The 15,960-nt window shown below is 40.2% G+C and carries 10 protein-coding genes; 5 read left to right on the top strand and 5 right to left on the bottom strand.

The window, feature by feature from the left end:
- Positions 1 to 118 precede the first annotated feature (118 nt).
- The gene (locus ACLBWE_RS09875; RefSeq protein ID WP_447602600.1) at positions 119 to 3,463 is read right to left on the bottom strand and encodes an Rne/Rng family ribonuclease; all 3,345 of its coding nucleotides are present in this window, start codon (positions 3,461 to 3,463) and stop codon (positions 119 to 121) included.
- A 721-nt stretch (positions 3,464 to 4,184) separates the two neighbouring features.
- Between ACLBWE_RS09875 and ACLBWE_RS09870 the strand changes: the two genes are divergently transcribed.
- From ACLBWE_RS09870 to ACLBWE_RS09855, 4 genes are all read left to right on the top strand, one after another.
- Positions 4,185 to 5,117 carry an RluA family pseudouridine synthase gene (locus ACLBWE_RS09870; protein ID WP_003654686.1) on the top strand — a complete coding sequence of 311 codons (933 nt, stop codon included), beginning with the start codon at positions 4,185 to 4,187 and terminating at the stop codon, positions 5,115 to 5,117.
- Positions 5,114 to 5,788: an HAD-IA family hydrolase gene (locus ACLBWE_RS09865; RefSeq protein ID WP_017391338.1), complete on the top strand. Its 675-nt coding sequence runs from the start codon at positions 5,114 to 5,116 to the stop codon at positions 5,786 to 5,788. The genes ACLBWE_RS09870 and ACLBWE_RS09865 overlap by 4 nt, the downstream gene beginning before the upstream one ends.
- Before the next feature lie 72 nt (positions 5,789 to 5,860).
- Positions 5,861 to 6,553 (top strand): helix-turn-helix transcriptional regulator, encoded by a 693-nt coding sequence (locus ACLBWE_RS09860; RefSeq protein WP_447602597.1) that lies wholly within the window; start codon positions 5,861 to 5,863, stop codon positions 6,551 to 6,553.
- Between the two features lie 49 nt (positions 6,554 to 6,602).
- Positions 6,603 to 7,208: a glutathione S-transferase family protein gene (locus ACLBWE_RS09855; RefSeq protein WP_447602595.1), complete on the top strand. Its 606-nt coding sequence runs from the start codon at positions 6,603 to 6,605 to the stop codon at positions 7,206 to 7,208.
- A gap of 58 nt (positions 7,209 to 7,266) precedes the next feature.
- On the opposite strand, the gene ACLBWE_RS09850 is transcribed toward ACLBWE_RS09855, so the two are convergent.
- Both ACLBWE_RS09850 and hcaR read right to left on the bottom strand, forming a co-directional pair.
- Complete coding sequence (locus ACLBWE_RS09850; protein WP_003654691.1) at positions 7,267 to 7,944, bottom strand: DUF1345 domain-containing protein; 678 nt, start codon at positions 7,942 to 7,944, stop codon at positions 7,267 to 7,269.
- Between the two features lie 267 nt (positions 7,945 to 8,211).
- Positions 8,212 to 9,117 (bottom strand): DNA-binding transcriptional regulator HcaR, encoded by a 906-nt coding sequence (gene hcaR, locus ACLBWE_RS09845; RefSeq protein WP_045434867.1) that lies wholly within the window; start codon positions 9,115 to 9,117, stop codon positions 8,212 to 8,214.
- A 656-nt stretch (positions 9,118 to 9,773) separates the two neighbouring features.
- Here hcaR and ACLBWE_RS09840 point away from each other — a divergent pair.
- Positions 9,774 to 10,826 (top strand): MBL fold metallo-hydrolase, encoded by a 1,053-nt coding sequence (locus ACLBWE_RS09840; RefSeq protein ID WP_045434868.1) that lies wholly within the window; start codon positions 9,774 to 9,776, stop codon positions 10,824 to 10,826.
- Between the two features lie 73 nt (positions 10,827 to 10,899).
- Here ACLBWE_RS09840 and katG read toward each other — a convergent pair whose 3' ends face one another.
- Together katG and ptsP are read right to left on the bottom strand one after the other, a co-directional pair.
- Complete coding sequence (gene katG, locus ACLBWE_RS09835) at positions 10,900 to 13,056, bottom strand: catalase/peroxidase HPI (RefSeq protein WP_447602592.1); 2,157 nt, start codon at positions 13,054 to 13,056, stop codon at positions 10,900 to 10,902.
- A gap of 529 nt (positions 13,057 to 13,585) precedes the next feature.
- The gene (gene ptsP, locus ACLBWE_RS09830; protein ID WP_004640970.1) at positions 13,586 to 15,880 is read right to left on the bottom strand and encodes a phosphoenolpyruvate--protein phosphotransferase; all 2,295 of its coding nucleotides are present in this window, start codon (positions 15,878 to 15,880) and stop codon (positions 13,586 to 13,588) included.
- Positions 15,881 to 15,960 lie beyond the last annotated feature (80 nt).

Below are 15,960 nucleotides of genomic sequence, written 5' to 3'. Positions count from 1 at the left end.
CCATGCTTTTAAAACTTTTCTTCTAGTGCAATCAACCTAATTGGTTAAAAATAACAAAAAAAACCTAGTCATCGAAATGACTAGGTTTGTTTAAATTAGCTGCAATTGAGCAAATGATTTACTCAGCTACAGGATTTGCTTTCTTTGGTGGACGACCACGAGGACGACGAGGAGGGCGATTTGGTTTGTCCAGATCTGCCTTAGAATCTTCTGATTCAGCCTCTGCATTAGCTTCTACGGGTGCTACAGCTTGTTCAGTGGCTGCTTTGGCTTTTGCTCTTGGTTGTTTCACAGCCGGAGCTTCAACCACAGTTGTCGCTGGTGCTTCTTCTGTGCTTGTTTCGCTTTGCGCTACTTCAGTCACCTGATCAAGCTCAAGCGGTTGTTGTTTTGACTCAACAGGTGCTTGCGTTTCAGCAACAGGAGCAACAACAGTTTCTTCAACAACCGGAGCTACAGGAGCAGCTTCTTCTGGTGCAGAGTGTTGTTGTTTAACTTGCTCAAAAGCTTGTTCAGCAGCAAGTTTTGCTAAACGACGACGCTCACGTGGATCATTAGCAACACGTGGTGTCGACTCTTTTTGTGGCGTCAATGCAAGTACAGGCGCAGGCTCTGCTTCTTGTGATGGTTTGTTGCTTGGAAGCTCTGCATCACGAGTAACAGGCTTCTTGTCTTCAGCATCAGACGCGACTTCTGTTACTAGAGTACTTGCGTACTGTTCTGCAAATTTTAGCAATGCACGATTAAACGTTGGAACTAAACCAAATTGTTCAATCAATACTGTGCAGTCTTCACCATAGACATGACGAATCAAGCTACCAATTGTGTATTGCGCCAAAGTTGGAATTTGCGATGGGGCAATAGACGGTACCGCAGCTTTAGCACGTTTTGCGTTGCGTTGTTCACGGCGACGCATGCGAGGATCATTACTCGCACGTTGAATTTGCGGTTGATTTTTGTTGTGTGCTGGAGGAGGAGTAATTTCTTCTGCTTCAGCAGTTACTGCCTCTTCTACAACAGCAACAGGTGCTGGAGCCGACTCTTGAACGACTTCAACAACAGGTGCTGTTTCAGTACGTTTAACAGGCTGCTCAGGCGTTAAAGCGATAATTTCGCTTTGTGCCTGATCAACATTGATCACTAAGGCTGTATTCATGACTTCATGCTTTGGAGCATCAATCAAATCAACCTTAATTTGTTTCTCATCAACAACTACTGGTGCCGGCGCATTTTGATTTTCATTTAATACGCTTGGATCGCGGTGGCGATTTGGACGGTTCGGACGTTGTTGATTATTACGGTCACGACGCGGCACGGCATTTTCAGTTTGTTGTCCATCATTTTGATGTTGTGGATGTGGCTGATCAGGGTGCGGACGTTTTTGTTGACGTTTTAACTCACGTTGTTCTTGACGTGATAACTGTACAACTTCTTCATGAACCTGTTGTGGTTGTTGCTGCTGTTGTTGTGGCTCTTGAGTATGGTGATGTTGCTCACGTTGCTCTTTGTGCTTACGTTTTTTGTTGTTTGGACGTTGTTGTACTTTCTCGTCTTTTTCAACATTCTCACGAACTTCCTGTTTAGCAGGAGATTGCGAAATATAAGCATTGTTAGATGGCGCCGAAACAACTTCAGCAACTGCTGGTACTACGACTTGTCCAAACTGGCCACGGCTTACAGCGCCAGTATTCACCATTTGTTCAATTGACGCAGCAGCGTTCTGTGCCGAACGAGATTGGTCAACAGTTTTAGCTTGTTTTTGAACAAAAAGGTTCTCTAACCATGCACAAGGGCTCGCTGCTTTTTGAGTGCTTGGTTGAGCAGCAGAAGGTTGAGCTGGTTGATTTACTTTCTTTTGACCAGCTGTGTTGTTTGCAGCAGGAGCTGCATGAGTATGGCCATGATCTGCTTCTTCTAAATGCCATTCAGAAGATTCATAACCTAACTCTTTCTCGCTTGAACGAGTTGCTTCAGTACGCTCATAGCTAGATGGTGCAAATCCATCTGGATTGTACTGAATTTCATAATGAGGTGTTTCTAAGTGTGGGTGAGGTAAAATAGTCACACGAACACTAGAAGTTTGTTCTAAATAAACAAGGCTATGGCGTTTTTCATTGAGTAAGAAAGCTGCAATTTCAACAGGAACTTCTACTTGTACTTCACCATGACGTTCACGAAGTGCAATTTCTTCTACTTTACGCATAATTGAAAGCGAAAGTGAACGTAAGTCACGGACCATACCTGTGCCATGACAACGTGGGCAAACATATCCAGTTGCTTCTTCAAGTGATGGACGTAAGCGTTGACGGCTCATTTCCATTAAGCCAAAACGAGATAATTGGCCAAACTGGATGCGCGCACGGTCGCTTTGTGTTGCTTCACGAAGTTTTGCTTCAACCATGCGTTGGTTGCGTTCTTTAGTCATGTCAATAAAGTCGATCACAACTAAACCGCCAATGTCACGAAGACGAAGTTGGCGAGCAATTTCTTCTGCTGCTTCTAGGTTTGTATTAAGCGCAGTTTCTTCAACGTCATGTCCACGAGTCGATTTCGCAGAGTTAATGTCGATTGAAACTAAAGCTTCGGTCTGGTCAATTACGATTGAACCACCAGAAGGAAGTTTTACTTCACGCTCGTAAGCAGTTTGAATTTGGCTTTCAATACCAAAATGAGCAAACAATGGCTCGTTTAAAGTATAAGTTTTAAGTTTGTCTAATTGACGAGGCATTACTGCTTTAACAAAGTTATAAGCTTCGTTATAGGCTTGTTCGCTATCAATTAAAATTTCTGCAACGTCATCACGTAAGTAATCGCGGATAGCACGAGTTACTACACCAGCTTCTTGGTGAACAAGCATTGGAGACGGACCAGAGCTTGCTGTGCCTTGGATTTGTGCCCAAAGGTCAAGCAAATGCTGTAAATCTAACTGTAATTCTTCTTGAGTACGGCCAATACCTGCGGTACGCACAATAACACTCATGCCGCGAGGTAAATTTAAAGAAGCTAAAATTTCTTTTAATTCTTCACGTACAGAACCTGAAATTTGACGGCTAATACCACCGCCTTTCGGGTTGTTTGGCATAAGAACCAAATAACGTCCTGCAAGTGAAATGAATGTAGAAAGGGCAGCGCCTTTGTTACCACGTTCTTCTTTTTCAACCTGAACAAGTAATTCAGTACCTTCAGTGATGAGTTCACGAATGTTTGAAGTTTGTCGCGGGTCTGCTTGGAAATAGCTGTTCGCAATTTCACGCATAGACAAGAAGCCTTGACGACCTGCGCCATATTCAACAAACACAGCTTCTAAAGAAGGTTCTACGCGGGTTACATGGCCTTTATAGATATTGGATTTTTTCTGTTCTCGGGTACGATTTTCTAAATCAAAATCGTAAAGACGATTACCAGTGATAAGTGCAACGCGGACTTCTTCTGCGTGAGTTGCATTAATCAACATACGTTTCATGGGTGTGACACCTAATAGTGACCCACACAAACATATCGCACAAACTTAAAGGTTCTGAACGAACATCGAACATGACGGATCATTTCCCAGATCTCAAAATATTTGTGGTCTGAGTCATCTGTTACCGGCTACATTTAGCCTGAACTTCGATTCTCGTCTGTGATGTAGGCAATACTGCTTCAACCTTTAAATCGGACTTCCTTAGTGCTTCACTGGCGGGTGAGCGGTACATTGGTTAATGACTTTCACTGTCATTGAGCGCGAAGTGACTTCTTTTTAGAAGTTTGATACGGAATGTTCATCGTATCGGTGCTTTCGGCAGTTCCAATGCATCAACGCTTTAGCCTGAAGGCAACATTAAGGAGCGATTTGTCTGATGTGTATCAGTTTACGTTCCATAACCAACTAGAGTTGGTAACATATTTTTTTGAACAAACTGAATTAAACGCAACAGTTTGTCATTTTGCCGATATAATAAGCCTTCGGCGTCGGCATAATTCTTTAGGACCTATCCGAGCTGATGGTGAAAGCATCATTTTGATTGAGGTTTCAATCAGGGAAATTCCCTATTAGATGTTCACTTACGGCGGTATCCGTGCGCTGACTATATCAAACCTTGCAGCATCTGCCTATGGGCTAAGCTTAGATTTCTTGTGAAAAAACTAAGCTAAACGGTCATTTATTAATCAAATTTAGCAAAATTTCAGGTTTAAATATTAGTATGAATTCTACACAGCAATGGCAAAGTGTCACTTGGTTTGAGGTGGATGAACATCAAGCAGGACAGCGAATTGATAATTTCCTGTTCTCGCGTTTAAAAGGTGTACCTAAAAGTCGTATTTATCGTTTGATTCGTGAAAGTCAGGTTCGAGTAAATAAAAAACGTGTTAAAGCTGAGACTAAACTTGAGATTGGTGATCAGATTCGTGTTGCTCCAATTCGTTATGAACAAAAAGATGAAACAACCGCTCCTGTCAGTGACAATGTAGCACAAAGCTTGTTAAGCCGTATCGTCTATGAAGATGAAGGTCTATTAGTTGTTAATAAGCCGTCAGGTATTGCTGTCCATGGTGGCAGTGGTATGGCATATGGTTTGATTGAGGCATTACGTGCAGCGACTGGCAAAAAATATTTAGAACTTATTCATCGTATTGACCGTGATACTTCAGGTCTGGTCATGATTAGTAAAAAACGTAGCACTTTAAAACTACTACAAGATATGTTGCGTGAGCACAAAATTCGTAAAACCTATGCTGCGATTGTTAAAGGTCAAGTGAGCCTAGATAAACAACTGATTGATGCGCCTTTATTGCGATATGAGTTGGCAAATGGTGAGCGTCGTGTACGTGTGACTAAAGATGGTAAACCAAGTAAAACCGAATGGGTTGTAGCAGAGCGCTTTAAAAATGCAACATTAATTCATGCATCACCTTTGTCAGGTCGTACTCATCAGATCCGTGTGCATGGTTTAAGTATTGGGCATCCGTTGATTGGTGATGATAAATATGGACACACTACTGCGTACACTGGGCCTGAAGCACGTCGTCTATGCTTACATGCGATGCGTTTAGATATTCCGGGTTATCCACCGATTGAAGCACCGTTACCAGAAGATATGACCCAGTTATTAAAGGCTTTGAGAGTGGCAAAATGAGTCTAAAAACCGAATTAGTTATTTTTGACTGGGATGGGACTTTATATAACTCTGTTGGGCAAATCGTTGCGAGCTTGCAACATGCCGCAGAGCAGCATGAATTGTCTTTAACCGATGAAGCAGCAAAAAGTATTATTGGTTTAGGCTTGCCTGAAGTCATGCAAACCTTATTCCCAGAAGCACCTGAGTTGCATGATTCAATTTTAAAAGCGTATGGCGATCACTATATTGCGAATTCTACAAATGATGCATGGTTCGATGGTGTTGCTGAGCTCTTACATGACTTAAAAGCTCAAGGTTTAAAACTTGCGGTCGCAACAGGTAAAAACCGTCGTGGGTTAGATCGTGTAATCGCAAAAACACAGAGTACTCATCTTTTTGATGTGACTCGAGCAGCCAATGAAACTCGATCAAAACCAGATCCACTTATGTTGCAAGAAATATTAACAGTCACTGGGGTGAGTGTTGAGCGTGCTGTAATGATTGGTGATAGTAGCTACGATCTTGAGATGGCCCAGCGTTTAAACATGCCACGAATTGGTGTTGGTTATGGAGTTCATTCGATTGAAGTGCTGCAACAATTCCAGCCTTTAACGATTGCCAAGGATGTTCAGGAACTTCATAGCTTTTTAAAAGGTTATGCTCAGTTACCTACAATAGATGTGGCTTAATTTAGAATAATACAAAAAGGGGGAATTGATTCCCCCTGAACTAAAGTTAAATAAAACAATAAGAAGAGAGATATGAGCCGTTCTATTCGCCTATTAAATCTTTTGCAACAACTCCGTGAAGCCCGTTATCCAATCACTGCACAAGTTCTCGCTGAACGTATGGGAATTAGTGTCCGAAGTGTCTATCGCGATATCGATAGCTTACGTGAGCAGGGTGTAGCAATTGAGGCATCGGCAGGTATCGGTTTTCAGCTTAAAGAAGATATTGTATTACCACCAATGACGCTCAATGAAAATGAAGTAGAAGCTATTTTTCTGGCATTGTATTGGTTAAAGAGTGTGCCAGATCAATCGTTACAATCGGCATCTACATCTGTATTAGCTAAATTGAATTCTGTTTTGCCCGAGCATCGACAATATTTATTACAGCAAACGACTTTAAGAGCGTTTAATACATGGCTGCCTGTAGATGAAAATCGAGTCGAACAGGTGCGTTTAGCCATTCGGCAGCAAGTCAAAATTTCGCTGCATTATCATGATGAGCAGCAACGAAGTAGTGTTCGAACCTTGTGGCCTTTTGCCTTGGGATATTTTAATGACAAAATTTTATTGGCTGCATGGTGTGAACTCAGGCAGGATTTTCGACATTTTCGACTCGATCGTATTCAACAACTGAGTTTAAGCCAAGAATTATACCCATCATTTAAGCAACAACTATTTCAGCAGTGGTGGGCACAAGAATCGCAGACTACTGACAAAAACTGACAAAGAGGTTTTGTAGACTAGGACCCACGATAAACAAGGAGCCATAAAAATGAGCCTTAAACTTTATACTAACAAAGAGTCGCGTGGTGTTGTGGTCGACTGGCTTTTAGTCGAATTAGGTGTTGAATGTGAACGCATTGAAGTTGCATATAAGACAGAAATGAAAACACCGGAATATCTAAAAATTAACCCTTTTGGAAAAGTGCCAGTATTGGTGGACGGTGATGTGGTGATTTATGAGCTAGGCGCAATCTGTGCTTATCTGGCCGATAAATTTTTCGACAAGGGGCTGGCTCCGGCATTAGATGATCCTAAACGTGGTTTGTACTATCGCTGGTTATTTGTGATGGCAGGTCCATGGGAAGCTGCAGGTGTTGATAAAGCCCTTGGAATAGAGGTATCTCCTGAGCAAAAAATGTTTGTTGGCTATGGTGATTATAACGATGCTTACCAAGCTTTAGTGCAAGGCTTGAGTGAAGCAAATCCGTATGTATGTGGTGAACAATTTACCGCGGCAGATGTAAGTGTTGGAGCAATGCTCTTATGGCAATTAAAAATGGGGGCGATTGAATCCCATCCGGTCATTACGCGTTATGTTGAGACCATCAAACAACGCGAAGGCTTAAAGCAAAGCAGTATGGGTACATTGGTGTAAACTTATACCATTAAGAGTCACCCATTTGGGTGACTTTTTTATTTTCGAAATAAAAGTTTTAGTTGGTAAGAAAGCCAGCAGCAACGTTAATACAAATCGCTAAAATTGTGGTGTTAAAACCAAATGACAACACGGCGTGAAATAGGTTTAAAAGCCGCATATGTTTGGTGGTAATTGAAACATCGGCAGTTTGGGCAGAGGTACCAATAATATAACTAAAGTATAAAAAGTCGGGATAAGTTGGATGTTCTGTTCCAGGGAAATCTAAACCGCCATTTTCTTCATTTCTAGACAAAGCCATATAGAAATCATGTGCGTAATGTAGGGCAAAAACGCTATGCATAAATAGCCATGCAGAAACAATTGTTAATAAAGCTAAAGCTACATGCCCTAGCTTTGCAGAACTCTCAGAAGGAAGCTGTGAGAGTTGGATTAAAATAGCGACTAAACACATGGCTAAGGCCAATAAAACAATCAGCATGATGACCCATTTGCTTTCATCTTGTTTTTTTGCTTGCTGTTGCATTTTTGAATGATCGCAACTTTTCATAAGTTGCAAAATATATAATAGATATACGCTAACAGAAGCATTCCAGCTGACTAATAAAATAGTTGACCATTTCCATGAAGTTAACCATGTCAAAATACTTGCTGTGATAAGTCCCATAAATAAAGCAATAAAGAAGTGAGGGCGGTTTAGTACACTACGTCCAAGATGTTGAAATACTGCAACCATTTTTCCTAATCTCCTTTTACCACATGGTAAATATATTATTTTTTATTAAATGGTGAAAATAATATCTAGTTTTATATAGATTTTATTCCAAGATTTTCAATTATATTTAAGAGGTATCTACTTTTGCTGAGTAGGTAAAATAGAACAAAACCATGGGCTAAAATGTTTATAAAAAGTATAAAATAAATAAAAATAATATTTACTTATACTTTTTATAAAGGTGTTCTTATTAATCATCTACTTAAAAATAAAATATAGCTTTTCTGATTAAGTGTGAGTTAAGTTTTTATCTAGATGAAATACTTTCGTGAGTTGATCAATGAACTTTTGGACGCCTAAAGACTGTGAGTTTTTACGGTAATTTACGAATAAATCCAGTGTTGGTAACTCGATATCAAGCGGGCGGACTACCGTATTTTTAATTCCTAAAGGTGCCACGTAGGCAGGTAAGATAGTACAACCTAGTCCAGAACCAAGAGAGTTAATATTAAACAACATGCTATCCGCTTTTTGAACAATATTGAGGTTAATATTGTGAGTTTTGGCAAAGTCTAGAATAGTGTTATGTAATGTTTGTGACTGCTCGGCAGCAGGAATAATAAAATCAACGCCTTGTAAGGCATGGACAGGAATTCGATCATATTGAGTAAGTGGATGATTTTTAGGAAGTAAAAAAATCAAGGGTTCAGTCAAAACAAATTGGCTTTGGATATCATCACTATCTGTATTTTCTCGGGTAAAGGTAATGTCCAACTCACCCTTTTTTAAGGCTTTAAGCTGTTCAGTATTGTTTAGGTTAGATAGTTCAATGATGAGATCGGGGTGTTGTAATCGCAGATTGGGAAGAACGTAAGGGAAAATTTTCATTTCTGCAATGGGGACAAAACCGATACGCAACAGTTGCTGTTTAGCCTTAGAAACCTGTCTTGCCAGAGCAACTGCTTTTTCAGCTTGAGCAAGGGTTAGGCGAGCATGTTCTAAAAATACTACGCCTTCTTCGGTTAACTCAACTTTACGTTTAGTACGATTTAAAAGTCGTACACCAACATCTTCTTCTAAATCTTTAATCTGTTGGCTAAGGGAGGGTTGTGCGGTAAAAAGTTTAAGAGCGGCTTTACTAAAATTTAATTCTTCAGCAACGGTAATGAAATATCGGAGGTGGCGTAGTTCCATAAGACTAATCCAAAAAATGTCTTACTATGATTTATGTGAAGTATAAAGCATAAAGGGATATAGCGTGAAGATACTTTAGGTATTTATAAAATAAATGGAATTTAAATTTTCATTAAGTATTTAATATGGGAAGCTGGATTTTAATAATTCATAAAATATATTAATTATTAGAAATTAAATACATTATTTTACTTAATCAAAGAAATATTTAAATGTTTTAAATATTAATATGAGTAATTCTCATATTATGCAAAAATGAAGAGGAATAAATTAATATTATAAAATATGAATTCTTTCAGAATGAATCAGCTTTAATTGTTACTAAATATTTTGTTCTATAAGTTGTCAAAACATTTTAAATTAGAAAAGTAAGGCCTACCAAGGCAAAACAGGGCAATTCTCTGACAACTTCACGTGACTTATGATTGTTATGTTATACAAGTGCTCTTAATAAGAATGGTAATTATCGACGCATAAACCCAACACATCTATGCATTTTTTATGGCAAGCTAATTCAACTTATGTTGGTTGTGACCACAATAAAAGGGATATTTATATGATAAATAAGTGTAAGTGCCATAGCTTAATTTGTTTTAATTGTTAAGATAGAAACCTGAACACATCCATTCTGCCGATGCTAAAGCATAGAAAAGCCCATGAAAGACAAGCCGACATTAACATATCAATTGCCGACTCAGTCCTGTTGGACGCATACATGGATAAAACCTCCTTTTTATCATCCCGAGTCAGGGCGTGAATCAGATACACGTTTTTATAACCAACAACCTAAATTACCAGCTAGAGGCTCAAAAGAGCTATTACGTTGGTTAGCCACTCGTGAGTCTTATACATGGAATGTTGATATTCAAAATGAATATGAAACCCGTATAAATACAGCCGTGGCTTTACCTCAAAATCGACCCCATGCAGATTTGGATGATTGGCAAGTTTGGTTTGTTGGGCATGCTACAGTTTTAATTCAGATCGGACCTTATAACTTTATTACTGACCCAGTATGGTGTGATTACGCAAGCCCTTTACATGGGCGTGGACCACGCCGTGTATGCCCTGCAGGTTTTGCGTTAGAGCAATTACCGACTATTCATGGTGTTTTACTCAGCCATAATCACTATGATCATATGGACTTGGCTACACTCGATTGGTTGCATAAAAAATTTGCAATGCCGATTTACACGGGATTGGGGAATGGTTTTTATCTACCAAAAGAATTTCATGTGATTGAGATGGATTGGTGGCAAGAAATTCCTTATCACGAATTAAGAATAATCTATACACCTGCACAGCATGGATCGGGCCGCGGTCTACGTGACCAGAATAAAGCACTCTGGGGAGGCTTTTCGGTTGTTGCTAAAACAGGTCATTGTTTCTTTGCAGGGGACACTGGTTATGCAGGGCATTTCAAACAAATACATGCACGTTATGGGGCGCCACGTGTTGCTTTGCTTCCAATAGGTGCTTATGAGCCACGTGCCTTGATGAGCTATGTCCACATGAATCCACAAGATGCACTACATGCACACTTTGATTTACAGGCCCATCGTTCTGTTGCGATTCATTATCGGACTTTCCAGTTGACTGATGAAGGCCGTGAAGATCCGGAACATGCTTTAGGACAAGCGATTAAAGCTTCATCGAAGCTTGCCAATCCTTTTTACTGCATTCGTGAAGGGCATAAGTTGACTGTGTAACCTCTAGATCACTTTATATTTAAATAATAAAAGCCAGTTCAAATTGAACTGGCTTTTATTATTTTGACTTAAATTAAGCTAAGTCAAAACGGTCAAGATTCATGACTTTAGTCCATGCAGCTACAAAGTCTTGAACAAATTTTTCTTTACCATCTGCTTGAGCATAAACTTCTGCTAAGGCACGCAAGATTGAATTTGAACCGAAGACTAAATCATTACGTGTTGCAGTAAATTTTACTGCGCCTGTTTTACGATCTTTGCCTTCAAATACTTCGTTTGATGAATCAACAGGTGCCCATACCGTAGACATGTCGAGTAAGTTCGTAAAGAAGTCCGTGCTGAGTACACCAACTTGATGAGTGAATACGCCGTGTTGCGAACCATCCCAGTTGGTACCCAGTACACGTAAACCACCAACCAATGCAGTTAACTCTGGTGCAGTCAAAGTTAGTTGCTGTGCTTTATCAATTAATAATGCTTCAGTTGCTGTATTAACTCCCTCTTTTTTCCAATTTCTAAAACCATCAGCAAGGCCGAGAAGTAATTGGAAAGATTCAACATCAGTTTGAGTTTGTAGTGCATCAACACGACCAGGGGCAAATGGAATGCTAATATTGAAACCTGCCGCCTGAGCAGCTTGCTCTACACCAACGTTACCTGCGAGAACAATTAAATCAGCTAATGACAATTGAGTTGATGCTTTGATTTCTTCAATTTTAGTTAAAGTCTCAACCGCTTTTTGGTTTACTTCCCAATCACGTTGTGGCGATAAAGCAATGCGTGCGCCGTTTACACCACCGCGTTTGTCTCCACCACGGAAAGTTGAGGCTGAAGCCCAACCAAGAGAAACCAACTCGCCAGCAGATAGTCCCAGCGCAACAATTTTCGCCTTAGCATCAGCAATGCTAGCAGAAGATGGTATAGCGCTGGCAGTCGGTAATGGATCTTGCCAAATTAAGTCCTCAGCAGGAATTTCTGGACCTAAATAACGTGCTTTGGGACCCATATCGCGGTGAGTTAATTTAAACCATGCACGGGCAAAAGCATTGGCGAAAGCTTGTGGGTCGTTATGAAAGCGACGAGAGATCTTTTCAAACTCAGGATCAAAACGTAAGGTCAAATCTGTAGTGAGCATTGTTGGCTTACGTTTAATTGATGGGTCGAATGGATCTGGGATGATCGCTTCAGCATCTGCTGCTACCCATTGAATTGCACCAGCAGGTGAACGTTCTTGTACCCACTCGTATTTGAATAGGTTTTCAAAGAAGTAATTGCTCCATTGTGTTGGAGTTTGCGACCAAATAACTTCTAAGCCAGAAGTGATCGCGTCTTTACCAACACCTGTGCCAAAGCTATTTGACCAGCCAAAGCCCATTTGTTCAATTGGTGCTCCTTCAGGATCAGCCTGAACATGGTCAGCAGAGCCAGCACCGTGAGTTTTACCTAAGGTATGACCGCCAGCAATCAATGCAACAATTTCTTCATCATCCATTGCCATGTTGCCGAAAGTCGCACGAATAAATGGTGCAGCTGATTTAGGGTCACCACTGGCTTGTGGACCTTCAGGGTTCACATAAATTAGACCCATTTCTGTTGCAGCTAGATTGCTGCCTTCCAATGCTTCAGAGTTTCGATGAGCTAACCATTCTTTTTCATCGCCCCAGTTTACATCGTTGTCTGGTTCCCAAACATCTTCACGGCCCGCACCAAAACCAAAGGTACGGAAGCCAGAAGATTCAAGCGCAATGTTTCCAGCAAGAATAAATAAATCTGCCCACGATATTTTTTGACCGTATTTTTGTTTAACTGGCCATAGCAAGCGGCGTGCTTTATCTAAGCTCGCATTGTCAGGCCAACTATTTAATGGTGCAAAACGTTGTTGGCCGCGACCAGCGCCACCACGGCCATCGCCCATACGATATGTACCAGCGGCATGCCATGCTAAACGAATAAATAAGCCTGTATAATTTCCCCAATCGGCTGGCCACCAATCTTGGGAATCGGTTAACACATTTTTGATATCAGCTTTGAGTGCGTAGTAGTCAATTTTTTTAAATTCTTCGCGGTAATTAAAATCTTTACCAAGTGGATTAGAACGTTCTGAATGTTGGTTGAGCAAGTCAACGCGTAATTGTTTTGGCCACCAATGTAAACTAGGCGTACCACCACCGACCGTTGCTTCCGGTTTTGAGTTATGACCTGAAAAAGGACATTTTGATTCGTCTGACATGGCTATATTCTCTCTGGATAATAATTATTGAGCTCTTGATAAAGTAATAGGGCTCATTTTCCTGGACTTCTGGGTTAAAAACTCATGTTTATCAAATAAAGAAATGAGTGAACAAATGGTGAGAGAAACCGTTTAAAAATTCTTTTCACTGAGATGTTAGCTCATTATTTTTTATTTAATAATGCATCAGATTCCTTTAATTGTTATTCCTCCAATTTACTGTATGAAGGTGAAAAAACAAGAGGAAAAATAAGCTGAAGGCTGTAAATAATGATGCATAGAATTACCTCTTCAATTGTTGGAACAACGTAAGATCTTTTAATAACGCTCTTTAAACATACTAGAAGTAGAAGTCTTATTTTTCAAATGGATTAAACTGGCAGTGTTGATTTGAAAAACCGATTGTTTTTTTGTTTAATTTAAAAAGTAGGGTAGAACTGAGAGTGAAAAGAAATTTTTATATTCAGTGATCGTAGAAGCTATCTAAAATAAATAAAGGAGAGCATTGCTCTCCTTTATTGTTTATATATTAAACATTTACGATTCGATTTGATTTGACCATATCTGCTAAACCGTGAGTTTTAAAGTAGTACTCAAGCCAGCTTTTCACAATGAGTGGATTATTCATTTTCATGACATCATCAAGTAGTTTTTGTGCATCTGTCATAGGTACATGACAAATTGCTTTTCGTACTCGCAAAATGTTACTCGAACTCATTGAAAGGGTATTAAAGCCCATCGCCATGAGCAAAATTGCCGATAATGGATCACCTGCCATTTCACCACAAATACTAATAGGTTTTTTGTATTCATGACATTCTTTAACTAAGCGAGTTAAAGCACGTAGAACGGATGGGTGGAAGTGCGAGTAAACGTTTGCCACATGTGGATTATTACGGTCAACTGCAAGTAAATATTGAGTTAAGTCATTTGAACCGACCGAGAAGAAATCGACAAGTTCAGCAAACTCATCAATTTGTAGTAGTACGCTGGGTACCTCAACCATAATTCCAATTTTTGGCTTGGTAATTTTAACTTGCTCTTCTTCTTGCACCGCCATCCAGTCACGCTCAAGTAAATAAAGTACTTCTTCGACTTCACTTACTGTAGTCACCATTGGCAATAAAATATGCAAATTATTTAAACCAATACTTGCTTTGAGCATTGCGCGAATTTGTGACGAAAAAATCTCGGGATGATCGAGCGTGAAACGAATACCACGCCATCCTAATGCCGAGTTTTCTTCTTCAATACTGAAATAAGGGAGGTCTTTATCGGCACCAATATCCAGAGTTCGCATCACCACAGGTTTGTTGGCAAAGTGACTCAATTGTTGACGATAGATTGCTCGCTGTTCTTCTTCACCCGGGAAACGTTCCCGTAACATGAATGGAATTTCACTTCGGTATAGACCCACACCTTGAGCACCGCGTTGCACACCGCGAACCACATCAATCATAAGGCCTGTATTCACATAAAGTGGAACAGATACACCATCTGGAGTAATCGCTTCTCTTGTCTCGTATTGTTTGAGATCTTTTGCGATTTGCTCATCTTCTTTTTGAATTTCTTTATATCGTTGGCGTAAACGACGTGGAGGATTTACAAAAATACGGCCTTGATAGGCATCCACAATCATTTCTGCATCATCGAGCGTGTTAACTGGCAGTTCAGTTACACCAACCACAGTTGGAATTCCTAGTGCTCGAGCCACAATCACCATATGTGAATTTGCTGCACCTTCTGAGGTAACAATGGCAGCAATATTATCAACTGGTAGTTCAACTAGTGCCGCAGTACTAATTTCTTCACCAATTAAAATACTGTCTGGACTGAGCTCACGGTGACTAGAATCTTCTTCTTGCAACGAGGCTAAAATACGACGGCCTAAATCTTTAAGATCAGAAACTCGCTCACGAAGATAGTCATCTTCCATTTGTGCAAATAGGGCAGTGTGCTTTTCAATGACACGGCGCACAGCACCTTGTGCCCAATGCCCGTCACGAATGAGTTCTTTAATTTCTGCTGGCAGTGCATTTTCATCTAGCATTCTTAAGAAAACACTAAATAAAGCGCGTTCTTCTGCCATTAATGAATCATGCATTTTTTCATCTAAAGAACGAATCTCTGAACGAACTGATGAAATGGCTTGATCTAAAAGGCGAAGTTCATGACTAATATCTTCTGCTTCACGGTCAGGTACTGAACCCAAATCGGCAGGTGGATATAAAATAATAGCGCGACCTAAAGCAACTCCGCCTGCACCTGAAGCGCCTTGAAAGGTTTTATAGGCAGGACCATTACTTGGTTTACGAAATACGTCAATATTTCCAACCGCGTGAGCATGGGCAATAACACCAGAAAGCTGGGCACACAAAGTAACTAAAAATGACTCGGCTGCTTCACTAAAATCTTGAGGAAGTTTGTTTTGTACAACCAAAACACCCATAACCTTACGGCGATACATGACAGGTACGCCGAGGAATGAGTTGTAAATTTCTTCACCTGTTTCAGGTAAATACATGAAACGCTCATGTTTCGGTGCATTGTCAAGGTTAACTATTTCTTCACGTTGCCCGACCAGACCGACCAAGCCTTCACCGAGTTGCAGTGAAACATGGCCCACAGATTCTGGATTTAAGCCTTTAGAGGCCATCAATACATAGCGCTGATTGCGTTCATCGAGTAAATAAATAGAGCAAACATCCACTTTCATGGCCTCAGCAACCTGATTGACCATGGTGTCTAATGATTCATGCAAACTGACGGACGCATTAACTTCTTGGACAATGCGCCGTAGAGTGTCGAGTTGCATGTTTGACATGGATGTATACTCCAGTATTTTTTAGACTATGAATGTATTTATAACAGCACTTTCAATAAAAATCATTTGCTAGATAAATG

The organism is Acinetobacter sp. M5A5_2a (assembly GCF_053345265.1).
This window is presented reverse-complemented; position numbering and strand designations above follow the sequence as displayed.

Bases quoted from the DNA above. Each gene is read 5' to 3' on its own strand.
- hcaR (WP_045434867.1), bottom strand. From the start codon at position 9,117: ATGGAACTACGCCACCTCCGATATTTCATTACCGTTGCTGAAGAATTA.
- ACLBWE_RS09855 (WP_447602595.1), top strand. From the start codon at position 6,603: ATGAGCCTTAAACTTTATACTAACAAAGAGTCGCGTGGTGTTGTGGTC.
- ACLBWE_RS09850 (WP_003654691.1), bottom strand. From the start codon at position 7,944: ATGGTTGCAGTATTTCAACATCTTGGACGTAGTGTACTAAACCGCCCT.
- ptsP (WP_004640970.1), bottom strand. From the start codon at position 15,880: ATGTCAAACATGCAACTCGACACTCTACGGCGCATTGTCCAAGAAGTT.
- ACLBWE_RS09860 (WP_447602597.1), top strand. From the start codon at position 5,861: ATGAGCCGTTCTATTCGCCTATTAAATCTTTTGCAACAACTCCGTGAA.
- ACLBWE_RS09840 (WP_045434868.1), top strand. From the start codon at position 9,774: ATGAAAGACAAGCCGACATTAACATATCAATTGCCGACTCAGTCCTGT.
- ACLBWE_RS09865 (WP_017391338.1), top strand. From the start codon at position 5,114: ATGAGTCTAAAAACCGAATTAGTTATTTTTGACTGGGATGGGACTTTA.
- katG (WP_447602592.1), bottom strand. From the start codon at position 13,056: ATGTCAGACGAATCAAAATGTCCTTTTTCAGGTCATAACTCAAAACCG.
- ACLBWE_RS09870 (WP_003654686.1), top strand. From the start codon at position 4,185: ATGAATTCTACACAGCAATGGCAAAGTGTCACTTGGTTTGAGGTGGAT.
- ACLBWE_RS09875 (WP_447602600.1), bottom strand. From the start codon at position 3,463: ATGAAACGTATGTTGATTAATGCAACTCACGCAGAAGAAGTCCGCGTT.